Source organism: Thalassotalea ponticola, assembly GCF_041379045.1.
Taxonomy (GTDB): domain Bacteria; phylum Pseudomonadota; class Gammaproteobacteria; order Enterobacterales; family Alteromonadaceae; genus Thalassotalea_A; species Thalassotalea_A ponticola.
In genome coordinates this window covers 973,464-991,347 of sequence record NZ_CP166871.1, presented here as the reverse complement: position 1 = coordinate 991,347, position 17,884 = coordinate 973,464, and the positions used below count along the sequence as shown (strand labels likewise).

The following is a 17,884-nucleotide window of genomic DNA, read 5'->3' as shown; positions in this document are numbered from 1 at the left end:
GAACCTTGTTAAACAAAGGTGTCACTAACTTCGATCAAGCATTGATAAAATGCTTGGCAGTAACACTAAGGTGACCATTGCCGAAACAGCCATAATGCTCGCTAAGAAAAAGCCAACCGTTATATACGGTACCAGCGGTGACAATAACAATGGTGTGAAACCAATGGCTATGACAATCGCATTGCGTGAAATCGCTTTGCTCGGTTCAAAACACATTTGTTCCAACGCCAACTGCATTGAGCCTAACTCTTGGCGTAGCTCTCTTAGACGTTGTAAGAAGTGGATGGCAAAATCAATTGATAACCCCAAGGTTAACGCCGAAAGTACCGCAATAGGCATGTCATAGGCCTTACCGCCCCAGCCAATGAGACCGTATATAGCGGTGATGGTAAACGTTAGTGGCAACATAGCCAACAAGCCGTATTTAAGCGAGCGGAACAGTAACACCATCATTAAAAACACAATGACAAAACTCGACAGCAAACTGCTTAACATGCCACTGACCATAAGGTCTTGCCAAATCACATTGAGATACGACTTACCCGCCCAGTTTACCTCGAGGTCAATCGGCGCAGGGTTAGCCGCAATATAGGTTTCAACCCACTCCACGACTGCGCTCATGTGTTGATTGTCGCCACTGACCATTTGCAACCACATTAGGCTTTGCGTGTAGTCGGTATTAACAAAGTGCCATAAGTCTTGTGGCCTGTGCGACGATTGATACTGCAATAAGGTTTGTGCCACCGCATCACTTGAGGATGGAATTGCGTAGTCCTTGTCGTCGCCCGATTGAAGCTCTCGATTTACCGTTTTAACAATTTCGGTGATCGAATTGACTTTGCCCACTAATCCCGACTCAATCAGTTTTGCTTGTAACTGACTTTGCCATTCAAGCATTTCGGGCTGAGTAAACACCTTTTGTTTATTTAAACTGCGTTCAGCCAACTCAGCGATTGATGTTATGTTGTTAGCGAATTTGCTATCAGCCGTGAACGACAAGTCATCAATCATAAACAGCAAGTCCTGATCAATACCGCGTTGCTCTAGATGTGATAACAACAGAGAAACGTCAAGTCCTTGCTCGCTTAGCTGGCTTAGTTGCTGCTCAATTGCGCTATTGTCTTGACTGTTATCAGCATTGCTCGATGACACCAACCAGGCGTCGTAAGTACCTGCAAAATGCTCATTTAACACTTTGTCGGCAACGCGTATTTGGTGATCTTGTTTGAACCAGTTAACCGGATTATCGTTAATTTGGATGCGACTAATACCGACAACACTGAAGACCAATAGCGCCACAGCCACGGCGATAATGAGCTTGCCTTTGGTTCGGGCGAAACGGCCAAGTGCTACTAATACATTTGACAACAGGCCTTTTTGCTCTAGTCGGGCAACAGAGTCATGTAAGTGTTCAATAGCCTGTGGTGACATGCGTGAAATATAAGCAGGAATAAACAATACGGTAAAGGCAAAAGCCAGTAAAATACCCGCACCAATGAATGCACCAAACACTTTAACCGGCGGGATCGGTGTCAGTAGTAACGAGAAAAAGCCTACCGATGATGTCAGCGAGGTGAACAACATGGGTTTGTACAGGTGTTTCATCACCTTTCCGAGTACGTCGCTCACCTTATCGCCTGCACGGTAGCGATCAGCAAATTCCGATAAGATGTGAACCGAGTCAACCACTGCAATAGGCATCAAAAAGATGGCGATCATCGACGACATAATATGCACGGTATAGCCCATGCCAATCAGCGCCCCCATAATAATGAGCACCGTCGCCATGGCGACAACCATTGGCGCAATAACCAACTGCAGGTTTCTAAAAAAGTACCAAAGCAAGATAAAAATGGCCAAACCAGCCAGTGGCGCAGCCACGCCCATTTGCACAAACATCTCGTAACCAAATTGATCTTCAGCAATGGGCAAGCCGGTAATATGAACCGCAAGATCAGTCTTCATATTATCGGCATATTGGCGTATTTGCTCAGCGACTTGATAGCTAACGTCTTTCGATGTTAGGGGAATATAGATAGCTGCTGCCTTGTTGTCTTGTGAAACTAAGGTGTTTTCCAGCAAAGGCAATCGCTTGACCGCCGTTTGTATAGCACTGGCCTCAACGCCCGATTCAGGCGCTTGTTTCATCAAATAAGAAAATTTGATCCCTTGGTTATTGCCGTCACTGTCATAAAGCTGAGATATATTGTCAACCACATCCAAGGCGAGGAAGTCTTGTAAAATGACATTGTCTAAGCTTTGAATATAGGTAGATAAGGTGTGCAACGCTGTCAGGTTTTCGACGCTGTAAATTGAGCTATCGCTCACCAAGCCCACCACGACCATATCGTGCATCACGAACTGTTGTTTTATTTGATTGTGAAATACTCGAGCCGGAGCATGCTGATCAAGCATATTTTCAGGATCAGTATCTATTTGTAAAAACGGCAACATGGCACACGCGACAAGTACCATGGTTAAGATGATGGCGTATACCTGCTTTGGCTTATTTAATGCCCAATTAAGTAAATGTGAATAGCTCATAAAATACCGCGACTAACCTGGTTGATGTGATATCAAGCTGAGTTAAAAGCCAGCGCTTGCACACATCAACTTATATAAGATAAAGCTAATATACTATCTTATTTTAGATTTGTCTAATATAAGATAGAACAGTACCTCATATGGATTAGTGTTTCGGTGCCAAGGTAACGAGCTGAATGCGTTTCGCTAAGCTACCTTGGTCAATTAGTACCGTATAAACAATATAGTTTAAAGGTCGAAAAGGTGAGATATTTGCCAACACCAGCAAAGCACCAGCTTTGCAATTAACATCGGCGAGTGGGGTTAATTTATCGATACCGACGCATTAACGCAGGTCGTTAATAATGTCGGCATATCGTTCAGGCATAGTGCGTTGCATATTGTGCGATGTGGGTAACTCTAGATAGCGATAATTGCGTTGTTTCGCTCGCTCGGCAAACATCTTAAAACTGTCGTTGTCGCTGCTGGGCTCAACCGCTAAAACATAGGTAGCCGCAATATTTTTGGCTTTGGGGTTAGTTAGGGAAATTGGCTGTTGATAGGTCGCCATAGGGTGAGGAACATCTTTGCCCCAATCCGGCCAATACGGTGGAATGGCCCACTCTTGACCTTTGTTGTTGTCGGCAAGTTGCTTCAGATGAGCGACATATTCTGGCTCACTTAAGCTAAATACCGATTCGCCGTGCTCTGGTAATAACGCATCCATGTACACAAGGTGTTTGATCTTTTCAGGAATTTTATCAGCGACACCACTGATCACCATGCCGCCGTAGCTATGGCCAACGAGAATGACATCGTCTAACTCTTCAAACACAATCAGATTAACAATATCGAGAATATGAGTATCTAGATTTACGTCGGGTGTGTTTAAATGCACCCGCTCTCCCAGTCCGGTTAAGGTTGGCCGGTACACAACAAAACCGCGCTGCTGTAACAGAGATTGCATCGTTTTATAGTCCCAACCACCGCCCCACGAGCCGTGAACAAACACCACAACTGGCGCTTGTTTCGCTAAACTTGACCACGTAATGAGCAGCAGACTAAACACTGCCAATAACGATCTGATTTTATTTAATTTAATCATTTATAGTGTGACTCTCTTGGTACCTGCTACGCTTCGACTCTGGTGATCTGTCATAGTTGTTATTAGGCTTTATCTTAGCAGCGCGCATCAACTGCGCTGATATTGTTATATTAGCTATACCACTTCAATCGGCCAATACCAAGTGTTTGTAGCCTCTGTTAACAAACACACTTTTATCAACGATATCGGACTGACTTCAATTAGCTTACTAATAACAAGCAAGATTTTTAAAAACAATTACTTATTATCTTATCGACAAGGCTTTGTCTGGCGAGTTTTAAGCTGCTGACCTAGACTTGAACAATCACCGGTTACACAACACAGGTTGTAAAACAATAACACCGATACTGGGAAATTTCATGGCTACCACTACTGACCGAACGCTACGGCCAACACACGTTAAGTCGATACTCACAATCTCAGCTGTTAGCTTATCTCTAGCATCTAATCTAACCCGAGCGGAAGATAACGATATCAATACCAGAATGACCGAGTTAGAGCAACGCTTGCAGGTTTTGGAGCAAGTGCTGACCGACAAGGATGAACAAATTGAAAGCTTGAAAGATCAGATTCAAGCAGAGCAAATTAACCAGCAACAAGCAATCGACGATGATAAAACTTTTCGCGCTGTACGCGCATTCAAACAACGCTCCAGTCACAAATATCAAACCCCTGACCGTTCGATTCGCTTAAGCGGCACTAATACACGCTTACAAATTGGCGGTCAAATATGGCTTGATGCTATCTACAACAGTGGTGAAATGACCAATCGCGCCGGCTTTCAGCCCTCGTCAATTGCCTTTGAAAACGATACTGTCGATGATAATACCTTGCTAACTGCCGGCCAATCAAAGCTGTATGTTAAGAGCATCACCCCCACCGCATATGGCGATATGAAAACGCGATTTGAATTTGATATGTTTCAACAAGATGGCAATGCCAGCTTTAACTTGTTGCACTTATGGGGAGAGCTGGGTAATTTTGGTGCCGGACAAACCTTTACCGGGTTCATGGATATTGATGCCTTCCCCAACACACTGGAATACTGGGGACCAAACTCGATGGTTTTTGCCCGTCAACCTTTGCTGCGATATACCTATTTGCTCAGTGAAAACGAAAGGTTAGCATTCTCCATCGAACGTTCAGATTCTGATTTTGCGCTGCCAAATTTACTTGCCCCGTCGAGCTACCAATACGACGAAGTAAACGAGCTACCCGATATTACCGCCTATTATTATCAAAGTGGCGCCTTTGGTCACTTCAAGAGCTCTTTTATTATCAGAAAGCTCGGCTATGAAGCACAATTTATCGACGGTGGTAGTGCTCGTGATAGCACTTATGCCTGGGGGGTTAATCTTTCTGGCGCATACGCGGTTTCTAGTGCAGACACGGTCAAATACCAACTCGTTTACGGTAAAGGGATCAGCCGATACCTCAATGATCCGTGTTGTAATTACTACGCAGACCAAACCGGTGGTGCTGACGCGGGAGTAAATCAGCAAGGCGATCTTCGCGCGATAAAAGCGATCGGCGGCTTTGTCTACTTAGATCACCAGTGGCAGCAAAGCATCAGCAGTTCGGTTGGGCTAAGCTACATTGAACTCGACAATTTGGCCAGCCAATTTGACAATGCCTTTGCAAAGAGTTTGTACACTACTCTCAACGTCATCTGGTCGCCAATTGCGATGAGTAAAATAGGTATCGAATTGCAGTATGGCGAGGTTGAAAACAAAGTGGGTCAGAGTGCTGACAACACCCGTATTCAAACATCGTTCGCATTTAAATACTAAGGATCAAACATGTTCAGTAGATGGTTATTGATTATTACCCTTTTGGTGCCCGTGTCGGCTTGTGCTCAAACCAGCAAAGACGTTGATATAAATGCCATATTGGCCAGTGCCCACAGCTTGTATAAAATGGATAAAACAGGGGCCAACGCCGATTACATTCCCGCTTTAGCCGAAGTCGATTCCGAATTATTTGGTATCGCCTTGGTCACTACTGATGGCAAAGTGTATAGCTATGGCGATGTTGAACAGCGCTTTTCTATTCAATCGATTTCAAAGGTTTTTACCTTGGCGTTGGCACTTGAACAACAAGGCGCTGATACAGTAGCCGAAAAAGTGGGGGTTAACGCCTCGGGCATGCCCTTTAACTCAATTATAGCCATTGAGCTTAACCAAGCGCGCAGCATTAATCCGCTGGTTAATGCCGGTGCCATGGCAACGATGAGCTTGTTAGACGGCAACGAGACCACGAAGTGGCAACGAGTTGCATCTTGGTACAACGAATTTGCCAACGCGAAGTTGCCGGTTCTAGACGCGGTTTACCAGTCAGAAACCGAAACCAACGATCGCAATTTAGCCATCGCACAATTACTCAAAGCCCATCAACGCTTTTACGGTGATGTGGCAATGAACTTAGATTTGTACACTCGCCAATGCTCAATCGGCGTTACCGCCAAAGACCTTGCGATAATGACAGCGCCGTTGGCCAATAATGGCAAACACCCAATTACCAACAAACAACTGATGAGCGAAGACAATGTCGAACATTTGCTCGCGGTAATGTCGACTGCCGGTTTGTATGAAACCAGCGGTGACTGGGCGTATAAAGTTGGACTTCCAGCCAAAAGTGGTGTTGGTGGCGGTATTATCGCCGTTGCCCCTGGACAGTTTTCTATCGCCGTATTTTCGCCACGCCTAGACAGCGCTGGCAATAGTGTCAGAGCGCAAAAAGCCATTGATTATATCGCCGAAAAGCTAGGTGCGAATGTGTTTTAACCACCGCCATTTATGGTGTTATCCGTTTGCTGATTAAAAGTGGCATAAAGGACGCCTCTGCGGGTGCCTTTTGAACGGTGAACCTTCGCTTAGTTTACCGCCACTTTCTGGCCACCAATCCACGTGCTCGTGACGCGATAACTGTCGTCAATTAATTGCAGCAACGCAAAGTCTGCCGCCCCGCCGACAACCAACTGCCCACGTGAGTGACACCGCGTAAACTGAGCGGGATACAAGCTCGCCATGCGCAAAGATTCCTCGGCGTTTAATGCTAACATATGGCGCGCATTGTTTACCGCGTCAATCATAGTTAAAGCCGATCCCGCCAATTGCCCCGTTTGGCTGACGAGTTTGTTGCCGTGTTGCTCAATCTGGTGCTGTTCAAACTGAAACGAGCGCTGCTCACTGCCAACAGTCGACATCGCATCAGTAACCAGCATGAGTTTGCCTTGAGGCTTGGCTTTTAACGCCAACTTTGCACTCGCCGGATGAACGTGATGACCATCTAAAATTAATCCGCACCAACTGTTTTCATCTTCTAGCGCTGCGCCAACCATATTCGGTTCGCGTGAGGTAAACGCTGACATGGCGTTGTACAAATGAGTAAAACCGCGCGCCCCAGCTTGCAACGCGTGTTGGGTTTGTTGATACGTGGCATTGGAGTGACCAAGACAGACGATCACGTGGTTAGCGGTTAGCAATTTTATTAACTGCTCATCGACTTGCTCTGGAGCCAAAGTGACCATTTTAATACCAAGATCATCTCTACAGTAAAGCTCAAGCTCTTGCTTCGTTAACTCTCGAATGTGCTGTTGGCTGTGAATGCCCCGTTTGGGAATTGAAATATGTGGCCCTTCAAAGTGGATACCGATCACCCCGGCAATGCCTTGTTGTATCGCATTGCTCACCGCATCGGCGGCTTGTAATTGGGTGCTAAAGTCACTGGTGATAACCGTCGGTAGCATCGCTGTGGTGCCAAATCGCGCATGCGCTTTAACCATAGTGGCTAAGGTTTCAACATTGGGGAAATCGTTAAACAGTATCCCGCCACCGCCGTTAACTTGCACGTCAATAAACCCAGGTACCAGTAATCCTGATAAGCGTTGTTGTTTCGCCCCTTGCACCCTATCAAACGACACGACCTTGCCATTTTCAATTGTTATCGGTCGCTGTTGGTAAAACTGATGACCATCAAATAATTGGTCAGCAATAAAGGTTGTAAGCATAGGTAAGGCGCCGTGTATTGTGGTGAGTAAAAACGTATTAGCACATAATGCCACAGTCGCTAACGCAATCGCCAGTGCAAACTAGATCAAAGCTAGCAGCGGTTGTGCTTCGCTTCGTTAGGCTATTGAACGAATGCGCAGTTTGCCGGCTTTATCACACCAATAAAATCACCGTCAGAGCAATAAAGACAGTCCTCTTTATCAAGCCCAACTATCGCTTTGGCGCGGGTACTAGGCATCACGATCACACCTTTTGTGGTAACGCGACAAGGAGCAAATGCTGATTCGAGTAAGCCATAATCCTTGTTGCTTACTCGACACATGCTCTACTCTAGCGTTCGTTTGGCCAACTCAACAACATGCTTGCGCCACCAAGTTCGGATGACCGAGCGATGGTAAACTCCCCTTCGTACAACAAACTGATGTTTTTCACGATATACAAGCCCAAACCAAAACCTTGGTGCGCATCGTCATCACTGCTGTCTCGTTTAAATGCTTGTTGTAAGCTGTCACTTTGCTCTGCAATACCAGGTCCATCGTCTTCAACCTGTAAATAACAGCGCCGATCTTTAACGTAGAAACTTACCCTTATTTGGCTATCGGCATAACGCAGGGCATTGGTGAGTAAGTTTTGTGTTGCTAGCGCTAAACTGTCCTTGTCAAAACGCGCTTTTTCGACACCTGCGTTCATTTGAAAATCAATGTCGTCGGCATAAATGGCAAATTTTTGCTGAATAAGTTTTAAAAATGAACGCGGAGAATAGAGTTTAAAGTTGTCTTTTTCCGTGTGCCCTTCGACCTTTGCAAATGACAAATAGTCATTAACCAAAAACTCAATTTCATGGATGTCACTCGATATTTGTTGCTGTTGTTGGCCATCGAGTTTGTCTGAAATAATCGCCAACATAAATTTCATCCGCGCTAAGGGCGTTCGTATCTCATGTGATATCGCCCGCGATAAGTCCTTGTTCATATCAATTAAACCAACGATCTTACTGGACATTCGGTTAAAGGCTTTGGCAAGTGGGTATATACTCGATGACGGTTTGATCTGGCTTTGCATTGTGACCGGTTGTCGACCAAAATTATCGGCGTCGTTCTGCAACCGTTGTAAGTCTCTAAATAGCGGACGCATCATCGCCAATAACAACATGGCTAAACAGGCGTAAAACACCATCACCAAGTAAATAAAGTAACTATTTTTTTCTCTTTCTACGGCAACGGGACCAAGTCGAATCACTTGATCGCTATGTATTGCCCTACGGTAGTAATAGGTTTGCTTGTCGTCATTGAGTAACGCGATGGCCTGACCTTGGCTAAGACTGCTTTGCAACGACTCAGGGAGCGCCAAATCACCAGCATTCAAATACTCAAATTGTGGTAGACCAAGCTTCGATTCTCCAAGCTTGTTGGTTTGATGCTCAAAGGCAGAAAACAAATAATCGATGTTAATTGAGTAGTGTTCACTTGAGTCATCCAAGGTCTTGACGATTTGGTTAAACGACAAAATGATGATGCTTGCCAATAAGATCAGCAATAAATAAAAACGGTAAAATTGGTAGCGCATACGTGCTCGTGTTAGCTGACTTACTCAACGCCGTTAGTGTTGAGTGTAGGTAAATAAATAGCCCTTGCCCCAAAGAGTGGATATAGACAGGCCTGGAATATTGAAGTCACTGATTTTTTTGCGCAAACGCATGGTTCGTGCGTCAATAATACGGTCTAACCCATTGTATTCGCGCCCGACAACGGCTTGAAATAAAAACTCTCGAGACAGAGGTTCCCCTTGATGTTGCGAAAAGATCCACATCAAGTCGAAATCGTTGTCTGTGAGTTCTAATGGCTTGCCCTGATATTCAATCACTTTGCGCTTTCTATCGAGCACCAAGTCACCCAGTTTTAACATGTCCAACGACACGTGCGGTAAGCTTTTTCTTAGATTAGCGCGGATCCGTGCCAGTAAAACCTTAGGCTCGACGGGCTTTACAATATAATCGATAGCACCGAGCTCTAGCCCTTTTATATGCGAGTTGTCTTCGTTAATAGCGGTTAAGAATATAACTTCACAGGACAATTTCTTTTGCAAAATGGGCTGCAATCGAAAACCATCTATGTCGGGTAGCATGACATCGCATACGACCAAATCAAACTGACGATCATTAGCGAGTTTTTTGACATCAAGGCCTCTGGCTATATGGGTGACACTGCAACGGTTTGACTCGAGATACGTTTTAATTAAATTGGCTAGCGGAATATCATCTTCAATCAATAAAATAGAACTATCGTGTGTTTGCATTACAAAAACCCTAAACCATAACGGCGCTTTTTCCGTGTGGGCGCCGGTTGAAATACATTTACCGAAATTTGCGATGAGCCAATCACCGTTTTATGGGCTTGCTCTTCTATATAAAGATTAATATTTTTGTCTGATTTAACGGTTATCGAAAACAGTTGATACTGCGCCTTGTCATGACACCAAAGCGGTGTCTTAATACCGTCTTGATAAATACAAATAGCGGTGCGCTTGGGCAAGGCCAAACGCACGGTCACTGTCTGCTCACACAGGTCGCCGCGCTGTTCAACAACACAAATCGCCGGTTGCAAGGTAAGCAATTGGTTGCGTTTTTGTGCCTTGTGTTCTCCCCATAAAATACCGCGAGAGTCTTTTATTGACGAATCATCAGCGTGTGCATTGGATGCACTGGCAAAGTACACGAACACAAGGATAACAGAGAAATACAACGGCTTATTCATTATCGGTTAAACCTATATGTTACCCCGGTAAAAAATAAGTCAACCGAGTCGGTGTCGATAATGAGACTGTCGCTAATGCCATCGCCTAACCACGTTTTGCGATAAAAAGCAGTAAGTGACCAACGACGCGATAGCTGATAATCAAAGCTAACACTTGTTTGGTAGTTAATGCTGGCCTTACCGGGTTGGTAAGTGCCAACAAAAATCACCGATTCTTCAGGCAAAATTTGATAATAATAATCAATTAAATCACGACTTTTTCGATTGGCTTGTAGTTCTAAGCGCACAGAAAGCTGATCAATCGTGAGTACTTTAGACAGGCTTAAATCGATTTCATCACCGTGATGTACAGCACTGATATCGTGATAATAACCCGCCGTGGCGTAAACAAAGTCAAGATCATAGTTCACCGCGACCCCTGCGAGATACGACAAATCGCGCTCAACGTCATCAACACCGTAAAACTGCTCACCTCGCCCAGCATCAAACCCCACCGCACTGAGTACGCCAACGTCGTCCAGTTTAAAATACAAACCATCCTCGTTGAGTCTACCGACCACATCAATAATCACCGGCCCCTGCTCATACACAGCGTAGCCTAAGGTAGTATTTTCAATGAAAAATCGGTCGCTGTAATAGCTTACGCGGGGGTAAAGATAAAATTCTAAGTCATCGTTACGCGCTATCGGTGTTTCAATAACACCATAGCCTGCAGATAAAGAAAAGTGCCATTGTTTGATGGCCACCTGATCATCTTCGTTTGCGATTACATTGCCAATTGCACTAATACAGCAAAATAACAGCATTGCTAGTGAACGATACAACATGAAAAGTGGTTAACAACTTGTAATGATTGTGAACTGTTTGTGCATACTAGCAAGCAATTTAACCACTGTCTATCACCAAAATAAGCATTATTCGTTAACCCTAAAACAAGCTTTGCCCGCGATCAAATTGGCCGGTGAACAACGCTCTGTAACAACTCAAACAATTTCGAACAATATCACTCATCCATCTATGGTACTGATAATAGGGCGTTACGTTTTTGTTGAATATTTGTTACGACGTTTAACCTTAAAAGCTTCGCAACACGCTCACCAAAACATGTAACCCGATAATAATAACAGGAGATAAAACCTTGAAAATGAAATCCGTAGCTTTAGCTATCGGTACCGTACTTTACAGCTACAGTGCCATAGCAGCTGCCAACGATGTTGCACCAATGAATGGTTCAACGTTGAAGGGACTTGATATTCCTCAAGCAGCATTAAGCAAATTAAAAAGAGACGGCGTTGTAAAACACAACGAACGTTCAATGAAAAACCCTCGTGGTAGTGTTAACCGCCATTTACAACCGCTAGGAAGCAAGCGTAAATTTGTTCCTGAAGCAGACGTAACCGGTGAACAAACCTATATCATTCGCCTTAATGACAACCCAGTTGCGACTTACAATGGTCACATCTCAGGCTACGAGGCAACTGCCTTAAACGCCACTCAAGCAACTGGCGAGCATAAATTGTTCTCAGCGACACGTGATAATAAACAAGCAATTGCCAAATATGAGAATTACCTACTAAGCAAGCAAGGTAGCTTTTTACAAAAAGCAAGCAATGCCGTAGGTATTCAGTTGCAGCCACGCTTCCAATACACCACTGCATTTAACGGTATGTCGGTTCGCATGACCCAAGAACAAGCGGTGCGTTTAGCGAAATTACCGGAAGTTGCGAGCATTCAACGCTCTCGTATGAAAGAGCTACTAACCGACGTGGGTCCAGAGCACATCGAAGCCGATAAAGCATGGACAGGTGACACCGTGGTGCAAACCGAGCTTAAAGGTGAAGGCATGATCGTCGGTATCATCGATACTGGTGTCAATACCGACCACGTGGCATTCGCCGACATCGGCGGTGACGGCTACGATCACACTAACCCATGGGGTGAAGGTGTTTACGTCGGTGACTGTACTGTAGCCGGCCAAGAGCACATGTGTAACGATAAACTTATTGGTGTTCGCAGTTACAGTGTCATTACCGACGTATACGACGCTGATGAGTTCCAAGACAACCCTAATCCTTGGGCTCCAAATGAGCTAATTCGCCCGAAAAACGGTGAAGATTACAATGGTCACGGTTCTCACGTAGCTGGTACTGCTGCTGGTAACGTTATTTTCGACGCACCATTAATGCAAGCCGAGCCAGGTGACGGCGACGGTATTGAAACAGGCTTTACTTTCCCTCGAGTATCTGGTGTTGCTCCTCATGCCAACATTATCTCGTACCAAGTATGTTACCCTGGTGGTGGCAACGATCCTTATGTGGGTTGTCCTGACGAGTCGATTCTTGCATCGATTGAAGATGCGATTAAAGACGGTGTTGATGCCATTAACTTCTCTATCGGTGGTGGTGAGCCTTTCCCTTGGGAAGACGCGATGGAGCTTGGTTTCCTAGCGGCTCGCGAAGCCGGTATCAACGTAGCAGTAGCAGCTGGTAACGCTGGTCACTACAACATCTCTCACACGGCTCCTTGGCAAACCATTGTTGCCGCAAGTGAACACGGTCGTGAGATAGCCGTTGAAGGTAAATCAATTGCTGAAATGAGCGGCGGTGATACCACGCCTCCAATGGATATTACTGGTGGCGGTATCTCAGACGCTTACAGCTCGAACATCGTTTTAGCGGCTAGCTACGGTGATGAATTATGTGCTGAGCCGTTCCCGGAAGGTACGTTCAACGGTGAAATCGTTGTCTGTAAGCGCGGTGAACTGGCACGTGTAGCTAAGGCCGATAACGTATTAGCCGGTGGCGCTGGTGGTTTTGTTTTATACAATGAACAGTACTACGGCCCAGAAGGCAATATTGTCAATGATGTGTACTCACTTCCTGGTGCGCATATTGATGCACGAGGTGGTTCACAATTAGTGGAGTGGTTGTCAACAGGCGAAGGCCATATGGCAACAATTACCGCTAGTGAGATTTCAACACGTATCAACGAAGAACGCGTTGATGTCATTGCCGATTTCTCATCGCGTGGTCCATCTGTTACTCACAAACACTTGTTTGTACCTACAATTGCTGCGCCAGGTGTTGGTATTTACGCGCCGTATGCCGATGAGCATCCATTCACTATGTACCCATCATCAGCTGATTGGGCTAGTTTAAGTGGTACATCAATGGCAAGCCCGCACGTTGCAGGTGCTTTAACTCTTGTACAACAAGCTCACCCAGAGTGGACGCCAACTGAAGTTCAATCTGCGTTGCAAATGACTGCGACTCCAGCGAAAGTTGTAGATTGGCAAGGTCCTAAAGAAGCAAGCTTCTACGATGCTGGTACCGGTGTTATCAACGTTGCTAATGCGATCAATGCTGGTCTAATCATGGACGAAAGTATTGAAAACTTTATGGACGCTAACCCTCAAAACGGTGGCGACCCTCGCAACTTGAACTTACCACAAGTGCTTGACATGAACTGTAAGCAAAAATGTGTGTGGGTAAGAACCGTTAAGGCAACACGCGACGGTACATGGACTGTTTCAACAGAAACAAGTGAGTACAGTGTTAAGCTTCGCGCTTACCCTGAAACCTTTGAGCTTAAAGCTGGTGACATCCAAACCATCCTTATCGAAGGTGAAGTACTTGACAGCCAAAACCGTCTGCACGGTTCTGAGTTAGAAGTACACGGTAAAATCCGCTTAACCGCAGACAACCCTGAAATACCTTCAGTGTTATGGCCTGCAGCATTGCGATTTGATCACGGTGCATTACCAACTAAAGTTGAAAGTGTTATCCACCGCGACAGTGGCAAAGAGGTTATTGGTGGCCTACAAACGGAAGCCATCCAAGACTTTACTTCGCGTGCATTCCAACCTGAAAAAGCTAATGTAATCGAGTTCACCTTACCTCAAGATGACGATAGCTACAGCCCGTTTAATGACGGTTTAATTGAAGACAGTGACAAGGTTGTGTGGATTGACGTACCTGCTGGTAGCAAGCGCGTTATCGCTGAAATGCTTGGTCACGTGTCGTCAACAGCGGCTAACGAGTGGGACAAAGGCGTTTCATCACTGCTTATGGGTATCGATGCTAACGGCGATGGCGAAGTACAATTGCAAGAAGAAGCGATTTGTTGGTCAAATGCCGCTTGGGAAACCAACTGGTGTAACATCAACAATCCTGACGCTGGTAAGTACTGGGTTGTTGTTCACAACCACAAAATGTACTGGGACGGCGACCGTCCTGAAGATACTTACCGCATGGCGACGGCTGTTGTCAGCGACCAAGTAACCAACGAGATCACCGTAACAGGTCCTACAACCACAGATGGTATCGCTCCGTACGCAGTTGAAATGCACTGGAACTTCGACGGCCTTGAAAAAGGTGAGATCGTTTACTCTGCATTTGATATCGGTACTGACGCTGGTAACCCTGGCAACGTAGGTCTTGTGCCTGTTCGCTTGGAGCGTGGTGTTAACGAAGTTAGCGTTGACGCAAGCCAAGACCAAGCAAAAGGTGGAGACATCGTTGATGTTACCTTAAAGGTTGTTGCTAACAAAACCGGTCAAGATCGCAACATCAGCTTAGCGGCCGCTATGCCTGAAGGTGCAACCTTGATCCCTGGTTCAGTTAGCGTGAAAAGCCAATTCGATGCACAAATCGAAGAAATGAATAACGGCTTTACCGTTGAAGCAACACAATTCGACTCACGAGACATGGAATACGAATATGTAATGACCACGAGTCTCAACGATGCGATGTGTATGACACCTAATTTTGGTGGCCCATCTGACGGTGGTTACGTTGACCTTCAACAGTTTGGTATTTACCCAAGCTTTGGTGGTAACACGCAAAACGTTGAATTGCCATTTAACCTGTTCTGGTACGACGATGTTGAGTATGCGTTATACGACAACCACGAGTACGCCGGTACGCGCAGTATTCACGTGAGCCCTCGCGGTTACGTTGAATTAAATGGTATGCCAATGTTCTTTGATGCTCACTTGCCATTCCCTTACTGGAGCTTCCCTGACCAAATGATTGGTGTTATGTGGAAAGGTGGCTTCTTGTCAAGTGATGGTGCGTCGATGAGCGTTCCGTTCATGCCACACAACGACCCAGAGCTAAATGCCGGTGTCTCTGTTGCGATGACTCAAGATAAGCAACTTATTATTGAGTGGGACAACGCACAAAGCGAAACCTACGTTGGCACAAATTGGGATACATGGGAGCCTATTTTCGAACCGATGCACGGTGACAGCTATGACTTCCAAGTAATCCTAAACATGAACACTAGCTACAACAAAGGCGACTTTGAAATCATCAAAGCGTATGACAACCTTGACTTTGGTTCATCATCGGGCGACGGCTCAATCGGTGTACAAGGTTTCCACGGTGCGCGCAGCAGTTTCGCGCCACTGTATGGCTACAAAGGTACGTCATTTAGCTACAATGGTTTGCAAGACAAACTTGAAGATGACTTGATCATTTGTTACGACTTAGTGGGCCCAGAAGCGTCTCAATTTGAGATGACTTTCCAAGCACGCATCAACGAAAACGCTACGGGTAATACACTAGTATTCAATGTAGACAATAACGTTGAAGGTCTAGACGCAATGGTTGTTGAGCACATTGTTGAAGTTCCTAGTAACATCAAAGTCGGTGCTATCAACGATCAAATGGTTGCTGAAGACTCTGTGCTAGAAGGTATCATGGTTGCATACTCTGATTCAGACCAAGGTGCGAATACCATTACCGTTACTGGTGACAACATCAGTGCAACGGTTCACGGTCATGAGCCTGGTTCAATGATTGATATCATCCCAGCTGCTGACTTTAGTGGCGAAACCGAAGTATTTGTTACCGTTACCGATAACCTATACCCATCAGATAGCTACACCACAAGCTTCATGTTAACAGTAATGCCAGAAGCCGATATGCCAACCGTGGCATTCGACGCTGCTGTTGTTGAAGTTGAAGAAGGTGATTCTGTTACTCTTAACGCAATGGCTGCAGACGCTGATGGCGATGCGCTAACGTTTGAGTGGGAAGGTCAAGGTACGATTACCGATGCAAATACTGCAACACCAACTATCAGCGACTTAGCGGTAGGTGAATACGAGTACACTGTAACCGTATCTGACGGTATGTACGAAGCATCAGCCTCTGTTACCGTAAGTGTTGTTAAGAAGATCAAAGACAAAGATCTTGCTGAAAAAGACGACAAGTCTTCAGGTGGTAGCTTGTTCTACTTACTATTGTTGTTGCCTCTAGTTGGCCGTCGTGCCCTAGGTAAAAAATAATAAAAACACACTGTGTTTAACTATTATTTAACGATAAAAAGCGAACCTTAAGGTTCGCTTTTTTTTATCTGCACAATAAGTGCCTTGAAGGCGATAAGTGATGTCGTTTAACCGCGTGACGAACACAACCGTACGCAGCATAAAAAAAAGCTCTCGCCCCAAAATCGATGTCCACAGTAAGGCTAGCTCTTGGTACCTTGATATCGTTTATATTGTTACTTTCTAAACAGCATTTCCTGTAACTGCACCGTGCTCATAACGGTTCGGTATTCCGCTCTATTACCACTTTCTGATTGCATTTGTTCCATGCTTTTTTTCGCCCACGCCATATAGGTTTTACGGCGATTTTCGCCCTCTTCAACCGATGCTTGTTGGCTAAAGATGCGCACTAGATACAAATCGGGCTCGTCTGAGCGAGGATGAGTATTACTCAAGATATGATAGCTTTCTATCCAACCTTGTTTTTTGGCAAACTCAAGGTTTTTTCGCCACTCTGTCGCTAGCCATTTTGCGTATTTCAAGCCCGCGCCATCGGCTAATTTAATGCCAGTAACTTCCCAATAATGGCCGCCAATAAACGGTGGTTCGTGATTATCAGCATAGGCATTTTGTACGGCAACAAAAGTTAGCAATGAAAACAGCCAAACCTTAATTAATTTCGTAGTCATGTTCATCTCCATCACAAAGCGCCCACCATTGAGCGCTTTGTGATTTAGCCTAGCTCACGATATAAAAATCAGCCATAAAGTTAAGTAAATTAATCATTTTCTAAGGTGCCCAAATGGCGACGAGACTTGTCAGTTAACCGGCCAACAACTATGGTTAACGTACCCCTTTTTAGTGTGCTATATACGAGTTGCCGATATGTTTAATCCAAATGATTTTACCATGAGTGATCAAGTGGCACTTATCACAGGAGCAGGAGCCGGTATTGGTCAAGCCATTGCCGAAACCTTTGCCAGTGCAGGCGCCAAAGTCGCAGTATCCGATCGCAACTTGGACGATGCCAAACAGGTCGCAGATGGGATTAATGCCAACGGTGGACATGCCATAGCCCTACAATGTGATATCACCAAACAAAACGAGTTAGAGGCGGTTGTCAGCGATACCGTTGCCGCATTCGGGTCACTGACCACACTCATTAACAACGCCGGTGGTGGTAGCCAAGAGTTAGCATAGCCATGTGATGCGCGATTAAAGG

General features: G+C 45.3%; 12 protein-coding genes. 4 read left to right on the top strand and 8 right to left on the bottom strand.

The window, feature by feature from the left end; all coding sequences use genetic code 11:
* Positions 1-24: 24 nt before the first annotated feature.
* A complete protein-coding gene (locus ACAY30_RS04285; RefSeq protein ID WP_290250675.1) occupies positions 25-2,544 on the bottom strand; it encodes an RND family transporter in 2,520 nt (839 codons plus the stop codon).
* A gap of 325 nt (positions 2,545-2,869) precedes the next feature.
* Positions 2,870-3,628: an alpha/beta fold hydrolase gene (locus ACAY30_RS04280; protein ID WP_290250676.1), complete on the bottom strand. Its 759-nt coding sequence runs from the start codon at positions 3,626-3,628 to the stop codon at positions 2,870-2,872.
* 359 nt (positions 3,629-3,987) lie between these two features.
* Here ACAY30_RS04280 and ACAY30_RS04275 point away from each other — a divergent pair, with 359 nt between their 5' ends.
* Together ACAY30_RS04275 and glsA are read left to right on the top strand one after the other, a co-directional pair.
* Entirely contained in the window at positions 3,988-5,418 is a 1,431-nt protein-coding gene (locus ACAY30_RS04275; protein ID WP_290250677.1) for a DcaP family trimeric outer membrane transporter, read from the top strand.
* A 9-nt stretch (positions 5,419-5,427) separates the two neighbouring features.
* Positions 5,428-6,411, top strand: a complete 984-nt coding sequence (glsA, locus tag ACAY30_RS04270; protein ID WP_290250678.1) for a glutaminase A — start codon at positions 5,428-5,430, stop codon at positions 6,409-6,411.
* An 89-nt stretch (positions 6,412-6,500) separates the two neighbouring features.
* Here glsA and nagA read toward each other — a convergent pair whose 3' ends face one another.
* From nagA to ACAY30_RS04245, 5 genes are all read right to left on the bottom strand, one after another.
* Positions 6,501-7,637 (bottom strand): N-acetylglucosamine-6-phosphate deacetylase, encoded by a 1,137-nt coding sequence (gene nagA / locus ACAY30_RS04265; protein ID WP_290250679.1) that lies wholly within the window; start codon positions 7,635-7,637, stop codon positions 6,501-6,503.
* A 331-nt stretch (positions 7,638-7,968) separates the two neighbouring features.
* Positions 7,969-9,204, bottom strand: a complete 1,236-nt coding sequence (locus ACAY30_RS04260; protein ID WP_290250680.1) for an ATP-binding protein — start codon at positions 9,202-9,204, stop codon at positions 7,969-7,971.
* A 33-nt stretch (positions 9,205-9,237) separates the two neighbouring features.
* Positions 9,238-9,933, bottom strand: coding sequence for a response regulator transcription factor (locus ACAY30_RS04255; RefSeq protein ID WP_290250681.1), 696 nt, complete (start codon positions 9,931-9,933; stop codon positions 9,238-9,240).
* A complete protein-coding gene (locus tag ACAY30_RS04250) occupies positions 9,933-10,391 on the bottom strand; it encodes a DUF3019 domain-containing protein (protein WP_290250682.1) in 459 nt (152 codons plus the stop codon). Before ACAY30_RS04250 ends, ACAY30_RS04255 begins: the two co-directional genes overlap by 1 nt.
* The gene (locus ACAY30_RS04245; protein WP_290250683.1) at positions 10,391-11,218 is read right to left on the bottom strand and encodes a MipA/OmpV family protein; all 828 of its coding nucleotides are present in this window, start codon (positions 11,216-11,218) and stop codon (positions 10,391-10,393) included. Before ACAY30_RS04245 ends, ACAY30_RS04250 begins: the two co-directional genes overlap by 1 nt.
* A gap of 317 nt (positions 11,219-11,535) precedes the next feature.
* Between ACAY30_RS04245 and ACAY30_RS04240 the strand changes: the two genes are divergently transcribed.
* Positions 11,536-16,683 (top strand): S8 family serine peptidase, encoded by a 5,148-nt coding sequence (locus ACAY30_RS04240; protein ID WP_290250684.1) that lies wholly within the window; start codon positions 11,536-11,538, stop codon positions 16,681-16,683.
* 215 nt (positions 16,684-16,898) lie between these two features.
* Here ACAY30_RS04240 and ACAY30_RS04235 read toward each other — a convergent pair whose 3' ends face one another.
* On the bottom strand, positions 16,899-17,351 hold the full coding sequence (locus ACAY30_RS04235) for a hypothetical protein (RefSeq protein ID WP_290250685.1): 453 nt from the start codon (positions 17,349-17,351) through the stop codon (positions 16,899-16,901).
* Between the two features lie 196 nt (positions 17,352-17,547).
* Here ACAY30_RS04235 and ACAY30_RS04230 point away from each other — a divergent pair, with 196 nt between their 5' ends.
* Positions 17,548-17,862 carry an SDR family NAD(P)-dependent oxidoreductase gene (locus ACAY30_RS04230; RefSeq protein WP_290250686.1) on the top strand — a complete coding sequence of 105 codons (315 nt, stop codon included), beginning with the start codon at positions 17,548-17,550 and terminating at the stop codon, positions 17,860-17,862.
* Positions 17,863-17,884 lie beyond the last annotated feature (22 nt).

What these genes read in the sequence shown, in the direction of transcription:
- ACAY30_RS04285 (WP_290250675.1), bottom strand. Translation starts at nt 2,544, where the DNA reads ATGAGCTATTCACATTTACTTAATTGGGCATTAAATAAGCCAAAGCAG.
- ACAY30_RS04280 (WP_290250676.1), bottom strand. Translation starts at nt 3,628, where the DNA reads ATGATTAAATTAAATAAAATCAGATCGTTATTGGCAGTGTTTAGTCTG.
- ACAY30_RS04275 (WP_290250677.1), top strand. Translation starts at nt 3,988, where the DNA reads ATGGCTACCACTACTGACCGAACGCTACGGCCAACACACGTTAAGTCG.
- glsA (WP_290250678.1), top strand. Translation starts at nt 5,428, where the DNA reads ATGTTCAGTAGATGGTTATTGATTATTACCCTTTTGGTGCCCGTGTCG.
- nagA (WP_290250679.1), bottom strand. Translation starts at nt 7,637, where the DNA reads ATGCTTACAACCTTTATTGCTGACCAATTATTTGATGGTCATCAGTTT.
- ACAY30_RS04260 (WP_290250680.1), bottom strand. Translation starts at nt 9,204, where the DNA reads ATGCGCTACCAATTTTACCGTTTTTATTTATTGCTGATCTTATTGGCA.
- ACAY30_RS04255 (WP_290250681.1), bottom strand. Translation starts at nt 9,933, where the DNA reads ATGCAAACACACGATAGTTCTATTTTATTGATTGAAGATGATATTCCG.
- ACAY30_RS04250 (WP_290250682.1), bottom strand. Translation starts at nt 10,391, where the DNA reads ATGAATAAGCCGTTGTATTTCTCTGTTATCCTTGTGTTCGTGTACTTT.
- ACAY30_RS04245 (WP_290250683.1), bottom strand. Translation starts at nt 11,218, where the DNA reads ATGTTGTATCGTTCACTAGCAATGCTGTTATTTTGCTGTATTAGTGCA.
- ACAY30_RS04240 (WP_290250684.1), top strand. Translation starts at nt 11,536, where the DNA reads ATGAAATCCGTAGCTTTAGCTATCGGTACCGTACTTTACAGCTACAGT.
- ACAY30_RS04235 (WP_290250685.1), bottom strand. Translation starts at nt 17,351, where the DNA reads ATGACTACGAAATTAATTAAGGTTTGGCTGTTTTCATTGCTAACTTTT.
- ACAY30_RS04230 (WP_290250686.1), top strand. Translation starts at nt 17,548, where the DNA reads ATGTTTAATCCAAATGATTTTACCATGAGTGATCAAGTGGCACTTATC.